Annotated in this window: 18 protein-coding genes and 1 tRNA gene; 12 read left to right on the forward strand and 7 right to left on the reverse strand. The window is 73.9% G+C overall.

Annotated elements, in window-relative coordinates:
* Nucleotides 1–89 precede the first annotated feature (89 nt).
* A complete protein-coding gene (locus ACZ6CZ_RS10885; protein WP_469017803.1) occupies nucleotides 90–1,586 on the reverse strand; it encodes an MFS transporter in 1,497 nt (498 codons plus the stop codon).
* Nucleotides 1,587–1,704: 118 nt separating this feature from the next.
* Here ACZ6CZ_RS10885 and ACZ6CZ_RS10890 point away from each other — a divergent pair, with 118 nt between their 5' ends.
* Complete coding sequence (locus tag ACZ6CZ_RS10890) at nucleotides 1,705–2,682, forward strand: Lrp/AsnC family transcriptional regulator (protein WP_469017918.1); 978 nt, start codon at nucleotides 1,705–1,707, stop codon at nucleotides 2,680–2,682.
* 40 nt (nucleotides 2,683–2,722) lie between these two features.
* Here the strand turns inward: ACZ6CZ_RS10890 and ACZ6CZ_RS10895 are convergent, their stop codons facing one another.
* Entirely contained in the window at nucleotides 2,723–3,592 is an 870-nt protein-coding gene (locus ACZ6CZ_RS10895; RefSeq protein WP_469017805.1) for a LysR substrate-binding domain-containing protein, read from the reverse strand.
* Nucleotides 3,593–3,821: 229 nt separating this feature from the next.
* Between ACZ6CZ_RS10895 and ACZ6CZ_RS10900 the strand changes: the two genes are divergently transcribed.
* Nucleotides 3,822–4,871 (forward strand): bile acid:sodium symporter family protein, encoded by a 1,050-nt coding sequence (locus tag ACZ6CZ_RS10900; RefSeq protein WP_469017921.1) that lies wholly within the window; start codon nucleotides 3,822–3,824, stop codon nucleotides 4,869–4,871.
* Between the two features lie 17 nt (nucleotides 4,872–4,888).
* On the opposite strand, the gene ACZ6CZ_RS10905 is transcribed toward ACZ6CZ_RS10900, so the two are convergent.
* Entirely contained in the window at nucleotides 4,889–5,806 is a 918-nt protein-coding gene (locus ACZ6CZ_RS10905; protein WP_469017807.1) for a quinone oxidoreductase family protein, read from the reverse strand.
* A 158-nt stretch (nucleotides 5,807–5,964) separates the two neighbouring features.
* On the opposite strand from ACZ6CZ_RS10905, the gene ACZ6CZ_RS10910 reads away from it, so the two are divergent.
* On the forward strand, nucleotides 5,965–6,402 hold the full coding sequence (locus tag ACZ6CZ_RS10910) for a MarR family winged helix-turn-helix transcriptional regulator (protein WP_469017809.1): 438 nt from the start codon (nucleotides 5,965–5,967) through the stop codon (nucleotides 6,400–6,402).
* 49 nt (nucleotides 6,403–6,451) lie between these two features.
* On the opposite strand, the gene fdhD is transcribed toward ACZ6CZ_RS10910, so the two are convergent.
* On the reverse strand, nucleotides 6,452–7,300 hold the full coding sequence (fdhD, locus tag ACZ6CZ_RS10915) for a formate dehydrogenase accessory sulfurtransferase FdhD (protein WP_469017811.1): 849 nt from the start codon (nucleotides 7,298–7,300) through the stop codon (nucleotides 6,452–6,454).
* A 446-nt stretch (nucleotides 7,301–7,746) separates the two neighbouring features.
* On the opposite strand from fdhD, the gene ACZ6CZ_RS10920 reads away from it, so the two are divergent.
* The 3 genes from ACZ6CZ_RS10920 (at nucleotide 7,747) to ACZ6CZ_RS10930 (ending at nucleotide 11,566) form a co-directional block, all read left to right on the forward strand.
* On the forward strand, nucleotides 7,747–8,694 hold the full coding sequence (locus ACZ6CZ_RS10920) for a beta-ketoacyl-ACP synthase III (RefSeq protein ID WP_469017813.1): 948 nt from the start codon (nucleotides 7,747–7,749) through the stop codon (nucleotides 8,692–8,694).
* Between the two features lie 145 nt (nucleotides 8,695–8,839).
* Nucleotides 8,840–9,517: a GntR family transcriptional regulator gene (locus ACZ6CZ_RS10925; protein WP_469017816.1), complete on the forward strand. Its 678-nt coding sequence runs from the start codon at nucleotides 8,840–8,842 to the stop codon at nucleotides 9,515–9,517.
* A gap of 489 nt (nucleotides 9,518–10,006) precedes the next feature.
* On the forward strand, nucleotides 10,007–11,566 hold the full coding sequence (locus ACZ6CZ_RS10930; RefSeq protein ID WP_469017818.1) for an aldehyde dehydrogenase family protein: 1,560 nt from the start codon (nucleotides 10,007–10,009) through the stop codon (nucleotides 11,564–11,566).
* 53 nt (nucleotides 11,567–11,619) lie between these two features.
* Here ACZ6CZ_RS10930 and ACZ6CZ_RS10935 read toward each other — a convergent pair.
* A tRNA-Leu gene (locus ACZ6CZ_RS10935) sits at nucleotides 11,620–11,704 on the reverse strand.
* A gap of 207 nt (nucleotides 11,705–11,911) precedes the next feature.
* Nucleotides 11,912–13,144 (reverse strand): MFS transporter, encoded by a 1,233-nt coding sequence (locus ACZ6CZ_RS10940; protein ID WP_469017820.1) that lies wholly within the window; start codon nucleotides 13,142–13,144, stop codon nucleotides 11,912–11,914.
* A gap of 1,270 nt (nucleotides 13,145–14,414) precedes the next feature.
* Between ACZ6CZ_RS10940 and fusA the strand changes: the two genes are divergently transcribed.
* From fusA to ACZ6CZ_RS10965, 5 genes are all read left to right on the forward strand, one after another.
* Nucleotides 14,415–16,487 carry an elongation factor G gene (gene fusA / locus ACZ6CZ_RS10945; RefSeq protein ID WP_469017824.1) on the forward strand — a complete coding sequence of 691 codons (2,073 nt, stop codon included), beginning with the start codon at nucleotides 14,415–14,417 and terminating at the stop codon, nucleotides 16,485–16,487.
* Between the two features lie 326 nt (nucleotides 16,488–16,813).
* Nucleotides 16,814–18,130: an ABC transporter substrate-binding protein gene (locus tag ACZ6CZ_RS10950; RefSeq protein WP_469017827.1), complete on the forward strand. Its 1,317-nt coding sequence runs from the start codon at nucleotides 16,814–16,816 to the stop codon at nucleotides 18,128–18,130.
* A gap of 5 nt (nucleotides 18,131–18,135) precedes the next feature.
* Nucleotides 18,136–19,122 carry a carbohydrate ABC transporter permease gene (locus ACZ6CZ_RS10955; protein ID WP_469017923.1) on the forward strand — a complete coding sequence of 329 codons (987 nt, stop codon included), beginning with the start codon at nucleotides 18,136–18,138 and terminating at the stop codon, nucleotides 19,120–19,122.
* Complete coding sequence (locus tag ACZ6CZ_RS10960) at nucleotides 19,115–19,975, forward strand: carbohydrate ABC transporter permease (protein WP_469017830.1); 861 nt, start codon at nucleotides 19,115–19,117, stop codon at nucleotides 19,973–19,975. Before ACZ6CZ_RS10955 ends, ACZ6CZ_RS10960 begins: the two co-directional genes overlap by 8 nt.
* Nucleotides 19,976–20,004: 29 nt before the next feature.
* Nucleotides 20,005–21,369 (forward strand): GH1 family beta-glucosidase, encoded by a 1,365-nt coding sequence (locus ACZ6CZ_RS10965; RefSeq protein ID WP_469017832.1) that lies wholly within the window; start codon nucleotides 20,005–20,007, stop codon nucleotides 21,367–21,369.
* A 185-nt stretch (nucleotides 21,370–21,554) separates the two neighbouring features.
* Here ACZ6CZ_RS10965 and ACZ6CZ_RS10970 read toward each other — a convergent pair whose 3' ends face one another.
* A complete protein-coding gene (locus ACZ6CZ_RS10970; RefSeq protein WP_469017835.1) occupies nucleotides 21,555–22,322 on the reverse strand; it encodes a CDP-alcohol phosphatidyltransferase family protein in 768 nt (255 codons plus the stop codon).
* Nucleotides 22,323–22,429: 107 nt separating this feature from the next.
* On the opposite strand from ACZ6CZ_RS10970, the gene ACZ6CZ_RS10975 reads away from it, so the two are divergent.
* Nucleotides 22,430–23,419 (forward strand): zinc-dependent alcohol dehydrogenase, encoded by a 990-nt coding sequence (locus ACZ6CZ_RS10975; RefSeq protein ID WP_469017837.1) that lies wholly within the window; start codon nucleotides 22,430–22,432, stop codon nucleotides 23,417–23,419.
* Nucleotides 23,420–23,470: the final 51 nt, after the last annotated feature.

Below are 23,470 nucleotides of genomic sequence, written 5' to 3' on the forward strand. Positions count from 1 at the left end.
TGGTCACGCGCACGGGTGAGGCGGCCCCGGACGTGCTCCGGGGCCGCCTCACCGGCCGCGCGCACCGCCGGCGCGGCCTCGCCGCGGCCTCACTCCGGGGCCGCTACCGCCTCCTGGACCGGTCCGGCCGCCGTGGCCGCCGCCGCCTCGCCCGCGGCCGGTGCCGTACGCACCAGGAGCAGCACCAGCGCGCCGGCCACCAGCCCGGCCACGCCCGTGACCAGCAGCGCGGTGTCCAGGCCCGAGGCGAACGCGGAGCGCAGCGCGTGCTCGGGGACCTCCGCGCGCAGCGCCGCCGCGCCGCCACCGGCCAGGGTGTGGGCGGCCCGGTGGGGGAGCGTGCCGGTCATCCGGGAGGTCAGCAAGGTGCCGAAGACGGCGACACCGAGGGCGTAGCCCAGCTGCCGGACGGTGTTCACCGCGCCGCCCGCCATCCCGCTGCGCTCCGGCGGCACCGCAGCGAGCGCCGCCCCGGCGACGTTCGGCGCCACCAGCCCGGTGCCGATGCCGACCAGCACGAACCCGGGCACCAGCGCGCTCCAGCCGTCCCCCGCGTCCAGCACCGCCTGGCACGCGGTGCCCGCGCCGATCAGCAGCAGCCCGCCGCCTATGGTCAGCCGGGCCGGCGCCCCGTGCAGCAGGCGCCCGGCCAGCACCGCGACGACCATCGCCGCGCACGTCATCGGCAGCAGCGTCAGACCGCCGCGCACCGGTGACATCCCGAGCAGCGTCTGCATCCAGATCGACAGGTACGGCACCCCGCCGAAGGCCACCCCGTTGAAGGCGAACGCGCCCAGCATCACCCCGGTGAAGGCCGGGCGGCGCAGCAGCGCCAGATCCAGCAGCGGATGCGCGGCCCGCCGCTCCACCACGGCGAACGCCACCAGCGCCAGCGCCGCCACGGCGAACGCCAACAGCGCCGCCGGGGCCGTCCACCCGTCCTCCCCGGCCCGCACCACGGCGTACGTCGTGCCGCCCGCGAACAGCGCGAAGGCGGCCGTGCCCGCCCAGTCGACGCGCATCCCGCGCGGCCCGCGCGACTCCGGCACCAGCCGCAGCGTCAGCCACACCGCCACCAGGCTCACCGGGAGGTTCACGTAGAAGATCCACCGCCAGCCGGGCCCCTCGGTGATCAGGCCCCCGAGCACCGGCCCGACGGCCGCGGCCGCACCGCTGACCGCTCCCCACACGCCGAGCGCCGCCGACCGCCGGCGGCCCTGGTAGACGGACCCGAGCAGCGGCAGCGTGGTCGCGAACATGGCGGCGGCGCCCACCCCCTGCAACGCCCGCGCGGCCACCAGCGTCCCGGCCCCCGGCGCCAGCCCGCACAGCAGGCTGGCCACGGCGAACACCACCACGCCCGCCACGTGCACCCGGCGCCGCCCGAGGATGTCGGCCGCGGCACCGGCCCCCAGCAGCAGCGCGGCCAGCGCCAGCGCGTACCCGTCCACCACCCACTGCAGGTCGCTCAGTGAGGTGTGCAGCGCCGCCGCCATGTCCGGCAGCGCCACCACCACGATCGTCACGTCCAGCAGCAGCATGAACGTGCCCAGACACACCGCTGTGAGCGGCCCCCATGTACGCATGTCCTCAACTCCCTGTACGACGGCTGCGTAGCGCTCCGTACGATGGACGGGTCACGGCCGATCAGGACGCACACGGGCATCCGGGTGACGGAATCCGACAGGAGCACGCGTGCTGGAGATGCGATCCGACACCCTCGATCAGCTCGACCTCCAGGTGCTCTCGGCGCTGGAGATCGACGGACGGGCCCCCTTCAGCCGCATCGGGGCGGTGCTCGGCGTCTCCGACCAGACCGTCGCGCGCCGCTTCCGCCGGCTGAGCGCGGAGGGCGGACTGCGGGTCGTCGCCGTCCGGGACGCCGAACGCCTCGGCCAGGACCAGTGGATGCTCCGCCTGCGCTGCGCACCGGACGGGGCCGCCGTCATCGCCGACGCCCTGGCCAAGCGCCCCGACACCAATTGGATCGGGCTGGCCTCCGGAGGCACCGAGATCGTCCTCATGACCCGGCCGCGCAACCCCGGCGACCACGACGACCTGCTCGTCGGCAAACTGCCCCGCACCCCGCGCGTGGTGGAGATCCGCGCCTTCCAGCTCCTGCACCGCTTCCACGGCGGCCCGGTCGGCTGGCTGCGCAGGTTCGGGGCGCTCACCGGCGAGCAGATCGCCGCCCTGCGCCGGGACCTGCCCGAGCCGACGCCCGGACCGGCCCGGCTGGAACCGGCCGACGGCCCGCTGCTCGCCGCCCTGGAACGCGACGGCCGCGCCACCTACCCCGAACTCCAGCGGATCACCGGACGCTCCGAGTCCGCCGTCAAACGCCGCCTGAGCGCGCTGCTCGCCTCGGGGGCGGTGTACATCGACGTCGAGTACCGCTCGGAGCTGCTCGGCCATCCCCGCGCCGCCGTGCTGTGGATCACCACCACACCCGCCGCGCTGCGCTCGGTCGGCGAGGCCCTCGCCGGGCACGACGAGATCGCCTTCGCCGCCGCCACGGCCGGCCCCTCCCACCTCGTCGCCACCGTCGTCGTCCGCAGCACCGCCGGGCTGTACGACTACCTCAGCGGGCCGCTGGGGCGGCTGGAGGGCGTGCAGCACGTGGAGGCGACGCCGTTCCTGCGCCAGGTCAAACAGCTGACGTACCCGGTGGCGCCCCGCTGACCCGGACGCCCGATCCGTGGCCGCTCCGGCTCCCGCCCGGTCAGCCGCCCCGGCGCCGCAGGCGCTCGCCGCCGGACAGGATCGCGGTGGCCAGCGCGTCCGCCGCCGCTCCCGAGGGCCCCCGGCGGTCCCCGTGGACCAGGACGAAGTCGACCCCGCCCAGCTCCGGCAGCCCGGCCCGCTCGGACACCCGGAACAGCCCGGGCGGCACGAGACCGCGGGAGTGGGCCATCACCCCGAGCCCGGCGCGGGCCGCGGCGATCAGACCGTTGAGGCTGCCGCTGGTGCAGACGACGCGCCACTGCCGGCCCTGGCGCTGCAACGCCTCCAGGGCCCGGGCGCGGGTGATCCCGGGCGGCGGGTACACGATCAGCGGCACCGGCCGGCCGGGATCGATCCGCAGCCGCTCGGCCCCGATCCACACCAGCTCGTCGCTCCACACCAGCTCGCCGCCGGGGTCGCGGCCGCGCCGCTTGGCCAGGATCAGGTCCAGTTTCCCGGCGGCCAGCAGGTCGTGCAGCGTGCCGGACAGCTCCACCGTCAGCTCCAGGTCCACCTCGGGGTGGTCGTAGCGGAAGCTCTCGAGGACCTCCGGCAGCCGGGTCAGGACGAAGTCCTCCGACGCGCCGAGCCGCAGCCGCCCCCGCACCCGGGTGCCGCTGAAGAAGGCCGACGCCTGCTCGTGCACCTCCAGGATCCGGCGGGCGAAGCCGAGCATGGCCTCGCCGTCCACGGTCAGCTCCACCGAGTGGGTGTCCCGGGAGAACAGCTGCCGGCCGGTCGCCTCCTCCAGCCGGCGCACATGCTGGCTGACGGTGGACTGGCGCAGCCCCAGCCGCCCGGCGGCCCGGGTGAAGCTCAGCGTCCGGGACACCGCGAGGAACGTGCGCAGCTGGGAAGGGTCGTACACACCGGCAGCGTAGCGCGGCCATCGCGAAGCATGATGGCAGTCAGAGTGGTGTACCGGTTTCCCGATCGCCGTCCTTCGCGGCACGATGGACGAGGCCCGGGGAACCCGGGAGCCGATCCCGCCCGTCCACCGCGCCCCCCACCCCCCAGTCGAACCCGCACAGTCACCTGCACAGTCACCCGCACCACGTCATCGGAGCACCGTGAAACGCCTGCGCCGGCCGAGTCGGCTGCCGATCGATCCGTACGTCCTGCTGCTGCTCGGGACGGTGGGCCTCGCCGCGCTCCTGCCGGCCCGCGGCGCCGCGGCGGACGTGGTGTCCGGGGCGTCGACCGTCGCGATCGCCTTCCTGTTCTTCCTCTACGGCGCCCGGCTCTCCACCCGCGAGGCGCTGGACGGACTGCGCCACTGGCGGCTCCACCTCACCGTGCTGGCCTGCACCTTCGTCCTCTTCCCCGCTTTCGGCCTGGCCGCCCGCGCCCTGGTGCCGGCGCTGCTGAGCCAGCCGCTCTACCAGGGGCTGCTCTTCCTCACGCTCGTCCCCTCGACGATCCAGTCCTCGATCGCCTTCACCTCCATCGCCCGCGGCAACGTGCCCGCCGCGATCTGCGCGGGCTCCTTCTCCTCCCTGGCCGGCATCGTGCTCACCCCGGTGCTGGCCGCCGCGCTGCTGGGCGGGGAGGGCGTCGGCTTCTCCACCGACGCGCTGGTCAAGATCGTGCTCCAGCTGCTGGTGCCCTTCCTCGCCGGACAGGTGCTGCGCCGCTGGATCGGCGGCTTCGTCACCCGCCACAAGAAGGTGCTCGGGCTGGTCGACCGGGGCTCGATCCTGCTGGTCGTCTACACCGCGTTCAGCGAGGGCATGACGCGTGGCATCTGGCACCAGGTGAGCGCGGTGCGACTGGCCGGGCTGCTGGCCGTGGAGGCGGCGCTGCTGGCCGTGATGCTGGCGCTGACCTGGTACGGCGGCAAGGCGCTGCGCTTCGGCCGGGAGGACCGCATCGCCCTGCAGTTCGCCGGCTCGAAGAAGTCCCTCGCCTCCGGGCTGCCGATGGCGAGCGTCCTGTTCGGCGCGCACGCCTCCCTGGCGGTGCTGCCGCTGATGCTGTTCCACCAGATGCAGCTCATGGTGTGCGCGGTGATCGCGAAGCGCCGGGCCCGGGACCCGCAGCCGGCCGTGGCCGGCGGCCCGCCGCCGCCCGGCACGGCGGGGACGGCTTCCCCGGAGGGCACGGCCGGTGCGGCCGGGGAGCAGCCGCAGCGCGGCGCCCTGCGCTGAGCCGGGTTCGCGCGGCCTCACGGCCGGAGCACCACCTTGCCGAGGTTGCCGCGCGACTCGATCACCGCATGGGCCCGCGCCGCGTCCGGCAGGGGGAACTCGGCGTGCACGGCCGGTCTCAGGGTGCCGTCCGCGTGCCGCCGCCACAGCTCCCGCCGCCACCGCTCGTACTGCTCCGGCCGCTCCCGGGCGATCCGGGCCAGCTGGAAACCGGTCACGGTCCTGGCGCCCACGAGGAGGTCGTAGGCCTGGATCGTGCCGCCACCCGAGCTGTAGGCCACCAGCCGGCCGCCCGGGGCGAGGGCGGCGAGCGCCGGAGTGAGCAGTGCGCCGCCGACCGCGTCCAGCAGGCAGTCGACCGGCTCCCCCCAGCGCTCGTCGCCGTACAGGACACAGTCGTCGGCGCCCAGCGCGCGGACGAAGTCCGCCTTGGCGGCCCGCGACACGGCGCCCACCACCCGCCCGGCGCCCGGCGCCCGGGCCAGCTGCACCGCGAGGTGTCCGACCCCACTGGCGGCCGCCGTGACCAGGACCGACTCGCCCGGCTCGGGCCGCGCCGCCTCCAGGGCGCCGAGCGCGACCAGGCCGCTGCGGACCAGCGCGACCGCGTCCACGGCCGAGGCGCCGTCCGGTACGGCGGAGGCCATCGTCTCCAGCAGGCAGGCGAAGTCGGCGTACCCGTGGCCGAAGCACAGGCCGGTCACGCGCTCCCCGGCGCGGAACCGGGTGACGCCCGCGCCGACGGCCACCACCTCGCCGGCGACCTCCCCGCCCAGCGGGACCGGCTCGGCGGCCTCGGTCACCTTGCGCACCACGGGCAGGGTGACGCCGACGGCCTCGCAGCGCACGAGCAGCTCGCCCGGCCCGGGCTCGGGGACGGGCACCTCCTCCAGGAACAGGGGGCCGCCGGCGGTGTCGTACCGGACGCGACGCATCGCACCTCCAGGTCAATTCGTTGGGAAGCCCAACGGTATAGGCAACCCGTTGGGAACTCCAACGAATAGTCCGCGACTTCGCGTGTCCGGGGAACGCGCGTGTCCGGGGAACGCCCGCGGCCGGAGTCCGCCGTGTCCGCGCCGCCTAAGCTGCGCGCATGGCCGAAGCACCGCTCCTCGCGATCCGTTCCCTGCCCAGCTGGCTCCTCGGCCGTGCCGCCGCGCGCGGCCGGGCCCTGGTGGCCGACGCCCTGGCGGCCGAGGACATGAGGATGTGGCACCACGTCGTGCTCTCGGCCGTCCGCGATCTCGCCCCCGTCGCCCAGGCCGACCTCGGCCGCGGCGTCGGCCTGGACCCGAAGGACCTGGTCGGCGTCCTCAACGACCTCCAGGCCGCGGGCCTCGTGGTGCGCGCCCCGGACCCCGCCGACCGCCGCAAGAACGCCGTCTCGCTCACCGCGCGGGGCGGCGCGCTGCTGGAGCGCTGCGAACGGCTGGCCCGGGCGGCCAACGACGAACTGCTCGCCCCGCTGTCGCCCGCCGAACGCGAGCGATTCATGGCCCTGCTGACCCGGATCGCCGGTACGGACGCCTGACGCGGCCCGCACGGACCGCCGTGGAGCCGCATGGCGTGGGGGGCCGAAGTCAGCTCCGGGCGGCTGTGGAGCGCACGGCGACGCGGTGTTCGCCCGCGTAGACGTTCATGGAGCTGCCCCGCAGGAAGCCCACCAGGGTCAGGCCCGTCTCGGCGGCCAGGTCGACGGCCAGCGAGGACGGCGCGGAGACCGCCGCCAGCACCGGGATACCGGCCATCACGGCCTTCTGGGCCAGCTCGAACGAGGCCCGTCCGGAGACCAGCAGGATCGTCCGGGACAGCGGCAGCTGCCCGTTCTGCAGCGCCCGCCCGACCAGTTTGTCGACGGCGTTGTGCCGGCCCACGTCCTCGCGCACGTCCAGCAGCTCACCGTCCTCCGTGAACAGGGCGGCCGCGTGCAGGCCTCCGGTCCGGTCGAACACCCGCTGGGCGGAGCGCAGCCGGTCGGGCAGGGCCGCGAGCAGATCGGTGCCGACCCGGAGCGGGGGAGTGTCGGCGATCGGCCAGCGGGCCGTCGTGCGGACGGCGTCCAGGCTCGCCTTGCCGCACAGACCGCACGAGGAGGTCGTGTAGACGTTCCGCTCCAGGGTGAAGTCGGGCAGCGTGACGCCGGGGGCGGTCCGGACGTCCACCACGTTGTAGGTGTTGACGCCGTCGGCCGTCGCGCCCGCGCAGTAGACGATGTTCACCAGGTCGGCCGCCGTGGCCAGCACGCCCTCGCTCACCAGGAAGCCCGCAGCCAGCGCGAAGTCGTCGCCCGGTGTCCGCATGGTGATGGCCAGGGGCTTGCCGCCGAGCCGGATCTCCAGGGGCTCCTCGGCGACGAGCGTGTCCGGCCGGGTGGAGACCGCCCCGTCCCGGATACGGAGGACCTTGCGTCGTTCCGTCACTCGTCCCATGCCCTGATCAGCCCCGGTTCTGTCGTGCTGGTGGCCCGAACGGCCGCTGCCGCGGCGATACGGAGACCGCCGTGGGCCACCGGGCCGCCGCGCGGCGAGGTGACCTCCGGTCCATTGTCCTGCACAGTGGGCGGCGGGTGCCCTGCGCGGTGAACGACGGGTGTCCTCGCGCCGTGCGCGGCGGGCCATGGCCCCCGCCGGGAGGCGCGCGCACGGCGGTCGCGAATCCGGCCCGCGAGCCGGGTCCACCGCCCGTCCACCCGTGCTTGTCCGCCGCCCGCCCCCTGCCCCAGCGGCGCGCGAGGCGCACGCGAGAATCGGGGCGAATGTGAGGGAAGCCGACAACGGAGGGCCCTGTTTCCTGTGGCATCACCTGCCTCCGTACCGGCGAGTCACTGAACAGACTGGTGGATCCCGCTACCCGAGTCCACGAGGGGGACCCGCCCATGAACGGCTCGCGCATCACCGCGGTCGGCCACTACCAGCCCGCCCAGGTGCTCACGAACGACGACCTGGCGGGCCTGGTGGACACCAGCGACGAGTGGATCCGCAGCCGGGTGGGCATCCGCACCCGGCACATCGCCGGGCCCGGCGAGCCGGTCGACGAACTCGCCGCGCACGCGGCCGGCAAGGCCCTCGCCGCGGCCGGCCTCACCCCCGGCGACATCGACCTGGTGCTGGTGGCCACCTCCACCGCGATCGACCGCTCGCCGAACACCGCGGCCCGCGTCGCCGCCCGGCTGAGCATCCCGGAGCCGGCCGCGATGGACGTCAACGTGGTCTGCGCCGGGTTCACCCACGCCCTCGCCACCGCCGACCACACCGTCCGCGCGGGCGCCGCCACCCGCGCGCTGGTCATCGGCGCCGACAAGATGTCCGACGTCACCGACTGGACCGACCGCACCACCTGCGTCCTGGTCGGCGACGGCGCCGGCGCCGCGGTCGTCGAGGCGTGCGCCGCGGACCAGGAGCCCGGGATCGGACCCGTGCTGTGGGGATCGGTGCCCGAGATGGGGCACGCCGTACGCATCGAGGGCACCCCGCCGCGCTTCGCGCAGGAGGGCCAGAGCGTCTACCGCTGGGCCACCACCCGGCTGCCCGCCATCGCCCGCCGCGCCTGCGAGCGGTCCGGCGTCACCCCCGCCGACCTGGCCGCGGTCGTCCTGCACCAGGCCAACCTGCGCATCATCGAGCCCCTCGCCCAGAAGATCGGCGCCGTCAACGCCGTCGTCGCCCGGGACGTCGTCGAGTCGGGCAACACCTCCGCCGCCAGCATCCCCCTCGCCCTGTCCAAGCTGATCGAACGCGGTGACGTCTCGGCCGGCGACCCCGTCCTGCTGTTCGGCTTCGGCGGCAACCTCTCCTACGCCGGTCAGGTCGTGCGCTGCCCCTGAGCGCTCCCCCTGCGCGCGCCCGGGGCGTGCCCGGGGTGTGCCGTTCCCGGCCGCCGCGCCGCCGACCGCCGTACCCCGCGGACGGCGCGACGCGGGACGGCCGATACTGGGGCGCCGACCGTGTACGGCCCAGGAGGGGACCGCGATGCTGCCGACCGGACCGCCGCCGGGAGCGGTGCCCCGACTGGGCCGGCCCGGCCCGCTGCGCGAGCGTGTGTACGAGGCTCTGCTGGAACTCATCACCACCCGCGCCCTCGAACCCGGCCGGCACCTCGTGGAGAGCGAACTCGCCGGCCGCCTCGGCGTCTCCCGGCAGCCCGTGCGCGAGGCCCTGCACCGGCTGAGCACCGAGGGCTGGGTCGATCTGCGGCCCGCCCAGGGCGCGTTCGTGCACCGGCCCACCGACGACGAGACCGACCAGCTGCTGACCGTACGGACGCTGCTGGCGGCCGAGGCGGCCCGCCTCGCCGCCGCGAACGCGGGCGGCGACGGCCTCGCGGCGCTGGAGGAGCTGTGCGCGCGGGGCGAGGCGGCCGCCGCCGCGGGTGACGCGGCCGGTGCCGCCGCCCTGGGCGCCCGCTTCCACGCCGAGATCATGCGGCTGGCCGGCAACGCCGTCCTCGCCGGGCTGGCCGACCTGATCGACCGCCGGGTGCGCTGGCACCACCCGCCGCCGGGCCGGCAGCGCGGGCGGCAGTCCTGGCGCGAACACCGGGCACTGCTCGCCGCCCTCACCGACCGCGACGCACCGCGCGCCACCGAGCTGATGCGCGAGCACACCGAGCACACCGGGCGCGCACACGGCGCCCGGACGACTCCCTGAGGCCCGCCCCGATACCCCGAGGTCGGCCCCGGGCCGCCTTTTATCCGGCCCCGGGACCCCCGTCCGGCCCGGGGACCTCTGTCCGGCCCCGGGCCTCTGTCCGGCCCCGGGACCCCCGTCCGGCCCGGGGACCTCCGTCCGGCCCGAGCCCGCTCCGTCCGGCCCCGGGATCCCCGTCCGGCCCCGAGCCCGCTCCGTCCGGCCCGGGGACCTCCGCCCGGCCCCGGGATCCCCGTCCGGCCCCGGGACCTTCGCCCGTCGTCGAGCCCTCCGTCCGGCCTCCGCGCTGCCTCCGCCCGCCGGCCGCCCGACCTCGTGCCGGCCGCTCGACCTCGTGCCGGCCGCCCGACCTCGTGCCGGCCGCTCGACCTCGTGCCGGCCGCCCGCCCGAGCACGCGTCGAAGCGGGCTCAGGCGGGCGGGGCGATCCTTGCCGCACCCGCACCCGCCCCCACCCCCGCCCGACCGTGCAGCGAGAGCGAGCTGACGCATGGCACCCACGCCCGCGAGCCGTCCCACCCCGATCCTCAAGCCCGGTACGTCCTTCGACGACGCCTGGCAGCGCTGCCTCGCCGTCGCCCCCGAGGCCTTCCGGGACGACCGCGCCCTGAACCTCTGGGGCGCCGGCTGGCACCCGGACGGGCGCGCGCTGCCCGCCACCACACCCGTGGACGGCACCCCGATCGCCGGTGCCCCGCGCGTCGACGGCGCCACCGCCCAGCAGGCCGTACGCGCCGCCCTCGACCAGCACCGCGCCTGGCGGCACGTCCCCCTGGCCGAGCGCCGCGCCCGGATCACGGCCACCCTGGACGCGCTGACCGAGCACCGCGAGCTGCTCGCCCTGCTCCTCGTCTGGGAGATCGGCAAGCCCTGGCGGCTCGCGCAGGCCGACGTGGACCGGGCGATCGACGGGGTGCGCTGGTACGTCGACGGCATCGAGCCGATGCTGGCCGGCCGGGTCCCGCTGGAGGGGCCGGTGTCCAACATCGCCAGCTGGAACTACCCGATGAGCGTGCTGGTGCACGCCATGCTGGTGCAGGCCCTGGCCGGCAACGCGGTGATCGCCAAGACCCCGACCGACGGCGGCGTCGCCTGCCTCACCCTGGCCTCGGCGCTGGCCGCGCGCGAGGGCGTCCCGGTCACACTGGTGAGCGGCAGCGGCGGTGAGCTGTCGCAGGCGCTGGTCCGCGCGCCCGAGATCGGCTGCGTCTCCTTCGTCGGCGGCCGCGACACCGGCGCCGCCGTCGCCACCGCCGTCGCCGATCTCGGCAAACGGCACGTCCTGGAGCAGGAAGGCCTCAACACCTGGGGCATCTGGAACTTCTCCGACTGGGAGCGGCTCACCGCCGTCGTCCCCAAGCTCTTCGACTACGGCAAGCAGCGCTGCACCGCCTACCCCCGCTTCGTGGTGCAGCGGACGCTGTTCGACGAGTTCCTCGCCGCCTACCTGCCCGCGGTCCGCACCCTCCGGGTCGGCCACCCGCTCGCCGTCGAGGACCCCGGCGACGCGCCGCCCGAGCTGGACTTCGGGCCGGTGATCAACGCGGCCAAGGCGAAGGAGCTGACCGACCAGGTCGCCGAGGCCATCGACCGCGGAGCGGTACCGCTGCACCGGGGCCGTCCGGACGCGGCCCGCTTCCTGCCCGGCCAGGACACCTCGGCCTACGTCCAGCCCGTCACCCTGCTCAGCCCGCCCGCCTCCTCGCCGCTGCACCACGCGGAACCCTTCGGCCCGGTCGACACCATCGTCCTGGTCGACACCGAGGCGGAGCTGCTCGCCGCGATGAACGCCTCCAACGGCGCCCTCGTGGCCACGCTCTCCACGGACGACCGGGCCACCTACGACCGGCTCGCCCCGCAGATCCGCGCCTTCAAGACCGGCCACGGCGTCCCGCGCTCCCGGGGCGACCGCGACGAGCTGTTCGGCGGCTTCGGGGCGTCCTGGCGGGGGGCCTTCGTCGGCGGTGAGCTGCTGGTGCGCGCCGTCACCGAGGGCCCGGCGGGGGAGCGGCCGGCCGGGAACTTCCCGGACTACCAGCTCATGCCCTGACGGCCGTAGCCCGGAAAAGCAGAAGACCCCTGGTCAACAGGGGTCTTCGCCGGTGTCCGAGGGGGGACTTGAACCCCCACGCCCGATAAAGGGCACTAGCACCTCAAGCTAGCGCGTCTGCCATTCCGCCACCCGGACGAGGTGTCCGCCGCCGTGCCGGGGCGCTGCCCCGCGGCGACAGAACAACAATACCAAGCTTTCGCAGCACCCTTCACCTGCATATCCGCACGCCGGACGCTGCCCGCCGAGTGCCCTTCGGCCCCGGGCTCGACCGGAGGCACCCGCACTCGGCCGGAGGCCGCTCCACTCGCCGGAGGCCCCAGCACTCGGCCAGGAGGCCTGCGCTCAGCCGGAGGCCTCCGTCAGGGCCGGCTGCCTGCGGCGGAGGATGACCAGCGCCGCCCACATCACCGACGCCAGCGGGATCGCGCCGGAGATGATCACCTGCCCCTGGCTGGAGACGAAGCTGTTCGGGGTGCCCAGCAGGTAGCCGAGGCCGATGCAGCACCGGGACAGGGCCTGGAAGCAGGCCCAGGCGCTGCCGTGCACCTCGGCCGGGACATTGCTGTGCACCGCGTTGCGCAGCCCGACGTTGCACACCCCGTTGCCGAAGCCGCCCAGCAGGAACAGCGGGAAGATCGCCGCCGCCACGGGCACGATCCCGGCGAACAGCAGCCCCAGGGAGATGCCGAGCACCCCGCCCACGATCAGCGCGGTGTGCCGGGGCGCCCAGCTCGCCCGGCCCGCGAGCAGCGCGCCCGGGACGGAACCGAGCGCCCAGGTCGCCAGGATCAGGCCGAAGACGGTGTCGTTGCCGTCGGCGACGTCGCGCAGGTAGAAGACGCCCGCGACCACCTCGATGCTGGTGGCCAGCATCGCCGCGGCCAGCGCCGGCAGCAGCGGCCCCACCACGGGGGCGTCGCGCAGGGCGCGGTAGCCGTCCGAGATCTTCGACGCGGGGCGGCGGCCGATCGTCACGTCCGTCGAGCGCGGTACGGCCAGCACGGTGCACCAGGCGAGGACGAGGAAGGACACCGCGTCCGCGCCGAGCAGGTAGCCGGTGCCGGAGGCGGAGTGCAGGAAGCCCGCCAGGGCCGGTCCGATGAGGGTCGCCACCGACAGCCCGGCCGTCAGCAGGCTGTTCGCCCGGCCGGTGTGCTCGGCGCCGGCCACCACCGGCAGCATCTTGAATCCGGCGGCCACCGACGCCACCCCGGCCAGACCCGACAGCGCGATCAGGGCCACCCGTACGTGGAAGGCGTCCACCGCGGTCGCGGCGCCCAGGGACAGCGCCTGGGCGATCAGTGCCCACAGGCAGACCGACCGCGCGCTGAACCGGTCCACCAGGGAGCCGATGAGGGGCGCGGCGATGACCGTGGGCAGGAGTTCGGCCAGAAAGACCTCCGTCACGCCCCAGCTGATGCCCTTGTCCGCGGCGTCCAGCACCAGGCCGAGCGAGGCGAGAGAGTCACCGATGCGGGAGAACAGCGTGCCGGCGATCAGCACCAGGGCGGCGCCCGGGATCGTTCGGCTGCGCAGCGCGGCGAAGGTCGTCTTCCGCCTCTTGTGCGTGTCCAATCCAGTCCAATCCATCTGCCTGCCGCGTCCATTCGCGCTGCCGCGCAACAGATTAGGCCTGCCGGAACGGGAGAAGGTCGTCGACCGGCCACTCGGGCAGGCTGCTTCCGGACACCTTCACCGCGGTCCCGGTACTGCTGAAACGCTCCCGCTTTCTCGGCCAAGAACGGCACTTCGCGGGAAGTCCACACATCTTCTTCACGAGGTCGCGGGCCGCGCGGAAACGGCCGTCCGCCCGGGCGCGAGAAGCCAGTTCCGGGCCCCGGTCGTACGCCGCCGGGTGACAGGCGCCCGTCGGAACGGCGATTTTCGGCCAGAGTCGTGATGTGCGGCCTCTTGCCTTCGTTCGCCGGAGATGCACCGCGTGCCGCCCGGGGAGGCGCCGGGGTGCCGCCGGGTGACTCGGGGTGCCCGGCGGATGAATGACCGGAAAATGCCGGACCGGCGCACCGGCCCCGCGCGCCGGGAGACGCCCGGCAGGACATTCGGGACGTATGTCTCCTGCCGGACCACCGCCGATCGCGCGGCAATCCGCCCGGAATCGCGAGGGATCAAAGGAATCGTGAGGGATCACGGGAATCGGGGGACTCGCGAGAATCGGTGGAATCGCCGAGATCACCGGAAAGCCAGGAATCGCGCGGTGCGAAAAGCGGATCCAGCGGGATTCCCGGGAATGTCAGCGGGTTTCCGGTCGGAGCGGACCGGAGTGGGCCGGAGCGGACCGGCACCGCTTCAGGAAAATGGGGTGAGGCGGCCGTCCGGCCCTGCCTACACTCGCCGCATCGACCGCCGCGCGGTGCCGGGCACCGCGGCGCACGCAACCGCCGTGCGCCGTGGCGCTGTTCGGGCCGTGCCGCGCTGCGCCGCACCGCGCCGTGCGGGCGGTCGAGCGGATGACATCAGACATCAGCAAGACCACGGAACACCCCTGCGACCGCCGAGGCCGGGGGACGAGCGAGGGGAGCCGGGCCGTGCGTGACCGCATCGCTGTCGTCGTTCCCCGTTCCCGCTCCGAGGTGATCCTCGTGTCCACGTCCGACCGGTGCCCGCTGCGCGGCCGGCACCGGACCCCGGTCACACCCGGCTGACGTCACCGCCACGCCGCCCGGGCAGGCCCACGCCCGCCCCGGCGCCGTCCCGGCCACCGACGCGCCGTCGCCGCCGACCCGCCGTCGGCCCGTCGGCCCGTCGTGGAGCCGTCCGTCCGGCCGTGGCGCCGGGAACATCGCGCCGCCCCCTGCACGGATCATCCTTCGAAAGGCGTCGGGCCATGCGCACCGAACCCCGCCGGCACCCCGTCGACACCCTGGCCGCCGTCCGCAACCTGGGCATCCTCGCCCACGTGGACGCGGGCAAGACCACCGTCACCGAGCGCATCCTGTACGCGACCGGTACCACGCACAAGCGCGGTGAGGTCCACGACGGCACCACCGTCACCGACTTCGACCCCCAGGAACGCGACCGCGGCATCACCATCTTCGCCGCCGCGGTCAGCTGCGCCTGGGACGCCCACCGCATCAACCTCATCGACACCCCCGGCCACGTCGACTTCACCGACGAGGTCGAACGCTCGCTGCGGGTCCTCGACGGCGCGATCGCGGTGTTCGACGCGGTGGCCGGCGTCGAACCGCAGAGCGAGTCGGTGTGGCGCCAGGCCGACCGGCACGGCGTGCCGCGCATCGCCTTCGTCAACAAGCTGGACCGGGCCGGCGCCGATCTCGACACGGCCGTCGAGTCGATCCGGCGCCGGCTGCACCCGGCCCCGCTGGTCGTCCAGCTGCCGATCGGCGCCGAGGACGGCTTCACCGGCGTGGTGGATCTGCTCCGCATGTGCTCCCTCACCTGGCCGGACGGCGGCGGTACGGCGGTGCGGGGGCCGGTGCCGCGAGCGCTGGAGGACGAGGCGCGGCGGCGTCGCCGGGCGCTGGAGGAGACGGTGGCCGAACGGCATCCGCAGGCCCTGGAGGAGTTCTGCGCGCAGTCGGCCCTGTCCACCGCCACCCTCGTCACCGCCCTGCGCGATCTGACCCGCACCGGCGAGGGCGTGGTCGTCCTGTGCGGCTCGGCCTACCGCGACCGCGGGATCGAGCCGCTGCTGGACGCGGTGGTGGCGTATCTGCCGTCCCCGCTGGACGTCCCCGCCGTGCGCGGCGTCCACGCGGGCGCCGGGCAGCGGCGGACCGCCGACCCCGGCGAGCCGTTCGCGGCCCTCGTGTTCAAGGTGAACGCGACGAGCACCGGACGGCTGACCTACGCGCGTGTCTACTCGGGCACGCTGGAGAAGGGAGACACCGTGTGGGACCCCGGCACCCGGCGCGCCGAGCGCGTCGCGCGGATCCTGCGCGTCATGGCCGACCGGCACGAGCCCCTGGAGCGGGCGGTGGCCGGGGACATCGTCGCCCTGGTCGGGCCGAAGTCGGCCCGGGCGGGCTCCACGCTGTGCGCCCCGGACGCTCCGCTGCTGCTGGAACCGCCCGCGGCCGCGGACCCGGTGGTGTCCGTCGCCGTCGAGGCGCGGCGCGGGTCCGACACCGGCCGGCTGGTCTCCGCGCTGGCCCGGCTGGCGGAGGAGGACCCCTCGCTGGTGGTGCGGACCGACCCCGAGACCGGGCAGACGGTGCTGTCCGGGATGGGGGAACTGCACCTGGAGGTGGCGGTGGAGAAGATCCGCCGCGACGGCGGCCCCGAGGTCGCCGTCGGCCGCCCGCGGGTGGCGCTGCGCGAGACGGTGGCGCACGGGGTGAGCGGGCTGGTCTTCCGGCACGTCAGACAGGACGGCGGAGCCGGGCAGTTCGCGCACGTCGTGCTGGACGTCGAGCCGCTCGGGGACGAACCCGGCGCCACCGGCTTCGAGTTCCGCTCGGCGGTCGTGGGCGGACGGGTGCCGCAGGAGTACGTGCGGGCGGTGGAGGCCGGCTGCCGGGACGCCCTGGCCGAGGGTCCGCTCGGCGGGCACCCGGTCACCGGGCTGCGGGTGACGCTGACGGACGGGTCCACGCATGTGAAGGACTCCTCCGACACGGCGTTCCGCACCGCCGGGCGGCTCGGTCTGCGCGAGGCCCTGCGGGGCTGCGTGATGACCGTGCTGGAGCCGGTCGCCGAGGTCACGGTGACCCTGCCCGAGGACGCGGTGGGCTGCGTGCTCGGTGATCTGGCGGCCAGGCGCGGCCGGATCACCGGCTCCGGGTCGCGGGGCGGCGCGGCGGTGCTGACGGCGACCGTGCCGCTGTCCGAACTGTTCGGCTACGCGACCCGGCTGCGCAGCCGCACCCAGGGCCGGGGCACCTTCACCACCCGGCCCACCGGCTACGCCCCGGCGCCCCGCACGGCCCCGTCCCGGTAACCGCAGCCCCACCCGGCCGGGTGCACCGCGAACCCTCCCGGGTCCGCGGCGCGCCCGGCCCGGGTCGACACCCAACCGTTGTACAACCCCTCTCCCGGTCTCCCCGTGCAGGTCACACCGGGTGCGGCGGCGTCGGAACGCGTCTGGCCTCCGGGTTTTCGTGTCCCGCCGGATTCGCGGACCGTGCCGGATCTCTTGACGAGTTCTCTGCGGGGGGTTTAACTCACGTCGTAAATTAAGCCATGAGGGCCAATGGGGGCCGGACGCATCGCGGCCCCCTGAACGCGGCCCTCGGGCCTCGACTCCCGGAAAGGGACCCAGGAGCCATGCGCAGCATCCGAGCCGCGGCCGTAGGCGCCGTCACCATGTCTCTCGCCCTCGCGGCCACGGCCTGCGGAGGCGGTTCGTCCAACGGCGAGGGGTCCAACGACTCGCCCAAGACGCTGACGTACTGGGCCTCCAACCAGGGCGCCAGTATCTCGGTCGACAAGAAGGTCCTCCAGCCCGAACTCGACAAGTTCGAGAAGCAGACGGGCATCAAGGTGAAGCTGGAGGTCGTGCCCTGGTCGGACCTGCTCAACCGCATCCTGACCGCGACCACCTCCGGGCAGGGCCCCGACATCCTCAACATAGGCAACACCTGGAGCGCCTCCCTCCAGGCGACCGGCGCGCTGCTGCCGTGGGACGCCGCGAACTTCGACAAGATCGGCGGCCGGGACCGGTTCGTGGACTCCGCGCTGGGCTCGACCGGCGTGCAGGGCAAGGACCCGGCCGCGGTGCCGCTGTACTCGATGTCGTACGCGCTCTACTACAACAAGAAGATCTTCGCGGACGCCGGCATCAGCAAGCCGCCCGCCACCTGGGACGAGCTGCTCGCCGACGGCAAGAAGATCAAGGCCAAGGGCAAGATCGTGCTCGGCGCCGAGGGCTCCAACCTGTCGGAGAACATCCACCAGGTCTTCGTGTTCGCCAAGCAGCACGGCGCGGACTTCTTCACCGCCGACGGCAAGCCCGACTTCACCAACCCCAAGGTGGTCGAGGCGGTCAAGCAGTACGTCGACCTGATGGCCAAGGACAAGGTCATCCCGACCAACGACGCCGAGTACGCGCAGAACCAGTCCGTCAGCGACTTCGCCAAGGGCAAGCAGGCCATGCTGCTGTGGCAGTCGGCCGTCGCCAACCTCAAGTCCCAGGGCATGAGCGAGGACGACTACGCCGTCGCCCCCGTCCCCGTGCAGTCCGGCAAGCCCGGCACCGGCACCCAGACCAACTCGATGGTCGCGGGCATCAACATCGCCGTCTTCAAGAACAGCCACAACCTGTCCGGCGCCACCAAGTTCGTGAAGTTCATGACGAGCGACGCCGAGCAGAAGATCCTCAACACCGCCTACACGTCCATCCCGCCGGTCAAGACCGCGCAGGCCGACGCGGCGTTCAACTCCCCGTCCGTGGGCGTGCTCAAGAACACCCTCGCCACCAGCGCCGCCGCGCTGCCGCAGGTGTCCTCCGAGTCCCAGTTCGAGACGGCGGTCGGTACGGCCGTGAAGGACCTGTTCGCCGACGCCGCCGCCGGACGGGCGATCACCACCGACTCCGTCAAGGCCAAGCTGGAGAAGGCCCAGCAGCAGATGCCGGCGGCGTGAGCAGCATGACGACCACCGCCCTCAAGGAACCGGTGCGGGACACCTCACCCGGTGCGGCGCGCGAACCCCGCCGCCGCACCGGGCGGGTCCGCCGCATCACACTGCCCTACCTGCTGCTGCTGCCGGCCCTGGTGCTCGAACTCCTCGTGCACCTGGTGCCGATGGTCATCGGCATGGTGATGAGCTTCAAGGAGCTGACCCAGTTCTACATCCGCGACTGGGGCACCGCGCCCTGGTCCGGCCTCGGCAACTACAAGATGGCGGTCGACTTCGACGCCCCCGTCGGCGAGGCGCTGCTGCACTCGTTCCTCGTCACCGTCGGTTTCACCCTGCTGTCGGTCGGCCTGTGCTGGTTCATCGGCACGGCCGCCGCCATCTGCATGCAGGACACCTTCCGCGGCCGCGGCCTGCTGCGCGCCCTGTTCCTGGTGCCGTACGCGCTGCCCGTCTACGCGGCCGTCATCACCTGGGTGTTCATGTTCCAGCACGACAACGGCCTGGTGAACCACGTCCTGCACGACCAGCTGCACCTCACCGACAAGCCGTCGTTCTGGCTCATCGGCGACAACAGCTTCTACGCCCTGCTCACCGTGTCGGTGTGGAAGGGCTGGCCGTTCGCCTTCCTGATCGTGATGGCCGGCCTGCAGAACATCCCCAAGGAGCTGTACGAGGCCGCCGCGCTGGACGGCGCCGGCCAGTGGCAGCAGATCCGCCGCATCACCCTGCCGTCGCTGCGCCCGGTCAACCAGGTGCTGATCCTGGTGCTGTTCCTGTGGACGTTCAACGACTTCAACACGCCGTACGTGCTGTTCGGCAAGTCCGCGCCGGAGGCCGCCGACCTCATCTCGGTCCACATCTACCAGGCCTCCTTCGTGACCTGGAACTTCGGCACCGGCTCGGCCATGTCCGTCCTGCTGCTGCTGTTCCTGCTCGTCGTGACCGGCGGCTACCTGCTGCTCACCTCGCGCGGACGGAGGACCACCGATGTCTAGCAACTCCTCCCCGCTGGCCCCGCCGCGGTCCTTCGTGTGGTCCCGGCGGATCTTCCTCACCCTGCTCACCGCGTTCGTGCTGCTGCCGGTGTACGTGATGATCTCCAGCTCCCTGAAGCCGCTGGCGGACGTCACGGGCAAGTTCCGCTGGCTGCCCAGCGGGCTGACCGTCCGGCCGTACATCGACATCTGGTCGACCGTGCCGCTGGCGAAGTACTTCGTCAACTCGCTGATCGTGGCGGGCGCGGCGACGTTCTGCTCGGTGGTCATCGCGGTGTTCGCCGCCTACGCGGTCAGCCGCTACGAGTTCCGCGGCAAGCGCGTGTTCACGGTGACGGTGCTGTCCACCCAGATGTTCCCCGGCATCCTCTTCCTGCTGCCGCTGTTCCTGCTGTACGTCAACATCGGCAACGCCACCGGGATCGCCCTGTTCGGCTCCCGGGGCGGGCTGATCCTGACGTATCTGACCTTCTCGCTGCCGTTCTCGATCTGGATGCTCATCGGGTACTTCGACTCGGTGCCTCGGGATCTGGACGAGGCCGCCCTGGTGGACGGCTGCGGCCCGCTCGGCGCGCTGTTCCGGATCATCGTCCCGGCGGCGATCCCCGGCATCATCGCGGTCGCCGTGTACGCCTTCATGACGGCCTGGGGAGAAGTGCTCTTCGCGTCCGTCATGACCAACGACGCCACCCGCACCCTCGCCGTCGGCCTCCAGGGCTACTCGACGCTCAACGACGTCTACTGGAACCAGATCATGGCCGCCTCGCTGGTCGTCAGCGTGCCCGTGGTCGCCGGCTTCCTGCTGCTCCAGCGCTATCTCGTCGCCGGTCTGACGGCGGGCGCCGTCAAGTGACCGGCCCGCTCATCCCCGAAGGGACTCCAGTGTCCGAACGCATCGACCTCGCTGCCCTCCCGCAGGACTTCCTGTGGGGCACGGCCACAGCGGCCTACCAGATCGAGGGAGCCGTCGCCGAGGACGGCCGGTCGCCGTCGATCTGGGACACCTTCTCGCACACCCCCGGGAAGATCGACAACGACGACAACGGCGACACCGCCTGCGACCACTACCACCGCTGGCCCGAGGACATCGGCCTGATGCGGCGGCTCGGCGTCAACGCCTACCGCATGTCCGTCGCCTGGCCCCGCGTGGTGCCCGGCGGCGACGGCCCCGTCAACGCCAAGGGCCTGGCCTTCTACGACCGGCTGGTGGACGCGCTGCTGGAGGCGGACATCACCCCGTCCGTCACCCTCTACCACTGGGACCTGCCGCAGGCGCTCCAGGACCGCGGCGGCTGGCCCGAGCGGGAGACCGCCGAGCACTTCGCCGCGTACGCCTCGGCCGTCGCCGAACGCCTCGGCGACCGCGTCAGCCACTGGGCCACCCTCAACGAGCCGTCCTGCTCCGCCTGGATCGGCCACCTCGAGGGCACCATGGCGCCGGGCCTGACGGACCTCACCGCCGCCGTACGCGCCTCCTACCACCTGCTCCTCGGCCACGGCCTGGCCACCCAGGCCATCCGCGCCGCCGCGCCCGACGCCCGGATCGGCATCGTCAACAACCTCTCCACGGTGCACGCCGCCACCGACGCCCCCGAGGACCTGGCGGCCGCCCGCCGCCAGGACGGGCACGTCAACCGCTGGTGGCTCGACCCGGTGCACGGCCGCGGCTTCCCGGCCGACATGCGCGAGGTGTACGGCGTCGACCTCCCCGAGCGGGAGGGCGACCTGGCGACCATCGCGGCGCCGCTGGACTGGCTGGGCCTGAACTACTACTTCCCCGCGTACGTCACCGCCGACCCCGAGGGCCCCGCGCCCTACGCCCGCGCCGTACGCCGGCCCGGCGTGCCGCGCACCGGCATGGACTGGGAGATCGACGCGAGCGGCATCGAGACGCTGCTGCTGCGCCTCACCGACGAGTACCAGGCCCGCAAGATCTACGTCACCGAGAACGGCTCCGCCTTCCCCGACGTGGTCCGCCCCGACGGCACCGTGGACGACCCCGAGCGCCAGGACTACCTGGTCGGCCACCTCGCCGCCTGCGCCTCGGCCGCCCGCAAGGGCGCCCCCCTGGCCGGGTACTTCGCCTGGTCGCTGCTGGACAACTTCGAGTGGGCGTACGGCTACGCCAAGCGCTTCGGCCTCGTCCACGTCGACTACGAGACCCAGGTGCGCACGATCAAGGGCAGCGGACACCGGTACGCGGACATCGTCCGCGTCCACCGCGCCCAGTCACGCCGGGCCGCCTGAGCCCGGCCCGGACGACCGGCGGACGCGGCGAGGAACCCCGCGTCCGCCGGCCACCAACGAAGGCCACCAGCGAAGGCCACCGGCAATGAGCCCCCGGCCGAGGCCGCCGGCCCGTGCTGGGGCCCACGCCCGAAGGGCCCGGACCGCATCTCGGTCCGGGCCCTCCCGCGTTCCCCGTGCCCGGCTCAGCCCGCCGCCAGTTCCAGCGTCCTCGGCTCGGCGAGCACCTCCTCGGCGGCAAGGTGGGAGCGCTGCCACAGCCAGAGCACGTCCCGGCCGAAGGACCACAGCAGGGAGCCCAGCGCCAGCAGGACCACCGCGAGGTCGGCCGCGGGCGGCAGCAGCCGGGCACCCGCCAGCAGCAGGCAGACGCCCTGCAGCGCGGCCACCGTCTTGCGGGCGAAGGACGGGGGCAGCGGGGCGTTCAGCCAGGGCAGGACCCGGGCCGCCGCGACGAACGCGTAGCGCATGGCGCCGATCAGCACGACCCAGGGGCCCAGTTGCGTGGCCACGTACACGCTGAGGACCAGGATCAGGAACGCGTCGACCTCCATGTCGAAGCGGGCGCCCAGGGCGGTGGAGGTGCCGGTGCGGCGGGCCACCTTGCCGTCGACGCCGTCCAGGATCAGGGCCACGGCCGTGAGGCCCACCAGCACCGTCACCGGCGGCGCGCTCGCGAAGGAGTCCGCGACCAGTGCCGTCACCCCGCCGACCAGGGTGGCCCGGCCGAGGGTGACCCGGTTGGCGGGGCCGAAGGAGCGCGGCCGGGCGCGGTGCAGCGCCCGGGAGAGCACCGCCCAGGTGGCGAACGCGAACGCCAGCCCGGTCAGCCAGCCCGCCGGACCCATGCCGATCAGTGAGCCCAGCGCGGCCAGCAGCAGGATCTGCACGCCCGCTCCCACAGCGGTCTCCTGCAGGACCGGCCTCGCGTCGTACGAGTTGTTCAGGGCCACCGTGCATCCTCCGGCCGAGTGACAGAGTCGATCACCGCCGCGTACTGTGCGCGGCCTGTGCACTTCTCGGTACGTGAACAACTCCCCGATCGTTCAGGAGGACGCCGATGAACCGTTCGGCCCGCGCGTTCTGGCTCCACTCACCGGGCAACGGCGAGATCCGCGACGTGCCGCTGGCACGCCCCGCCGAGGGCGAGGTGCTGGTGCGCGCGCTGTACTCCGCGGTGAGCCGGGGCACGGAGACGCTCGTCTTCCGCGGCGGCGTCCCCGAGAGCCAGCACCACGCGATGCGCGCGCCGTTCCAGGAGGGCGACTTCCCCGGCCCGGTGAAGTACGGCTACCTCAGCGTCGGTGTCGTCGAGGAGGGACCGGACGCGCTGGCCGGCCGCACGGTGTTCTGCCTCTACCCCCACCAGACGCACTACGTCGTCCCGGCGAGCGCGGTGACCGTGGTCCCCGACCACGTGCCCGCCGCCCGGGCCGTGCTGGCCGGCACCGTGGAGACGGCCGTCAACGCCCTGTGGGACGCGGCGCCCCTGGTCGGGGACCGTATCGCGGTGCTCGGCGGCGGCATGGTCGGCTGCTCGGTGGCCGCCCTGCTGGCCCGCTTCCCGGGCGTACGGCTGCAACTGGTCGACGTCGACCCGGCCCGCGCCGCGACCGCCGAGGCCCTCGGCGTCGACTTCGCCGCGCCCGCGGACGCGCTCGGCGACTGCGACCTGGTCGTCCACGCCAGCGCCACCGAACAGGGCCTGTCCCGCGCGCTGGAACTCCTCGCGCCCGAGGGCACCGTCCTCGAACTCAGCTGGTACGGCGACCGGCGCGTCACCCTCCCGCTCGGCGAGGCCTTCCACTCGCGCCGCCTCACCGTGCGCAGCAGCCAGGTCGGTGCCGTCTCCCCGGCCCGGCGCGCCCGCCGCGGCTACGGCGACCGGCTGGCCCTCGCCCTCGACCTGCTCGCCGACCCGGCGCTCGACGCCCTCGTCACCGGGCAGAGCGCCTTCGAGGACCTGCCCGAGGTGATGCCCGGGCTCGCGTCGGGGCGCATCCCCGCCCTGTGCCACCGCATCACCTACGGCGGCACCGGCCTGACCTGAGAAAAGAGTATGAGGAGGCTGAACGCGGGGGAGTGAGGAGCCGTACTACAC

The sequence above is a fragment of the Streptomyces sp. NPDC041135 genome (genome assembly GCF_055592085.1).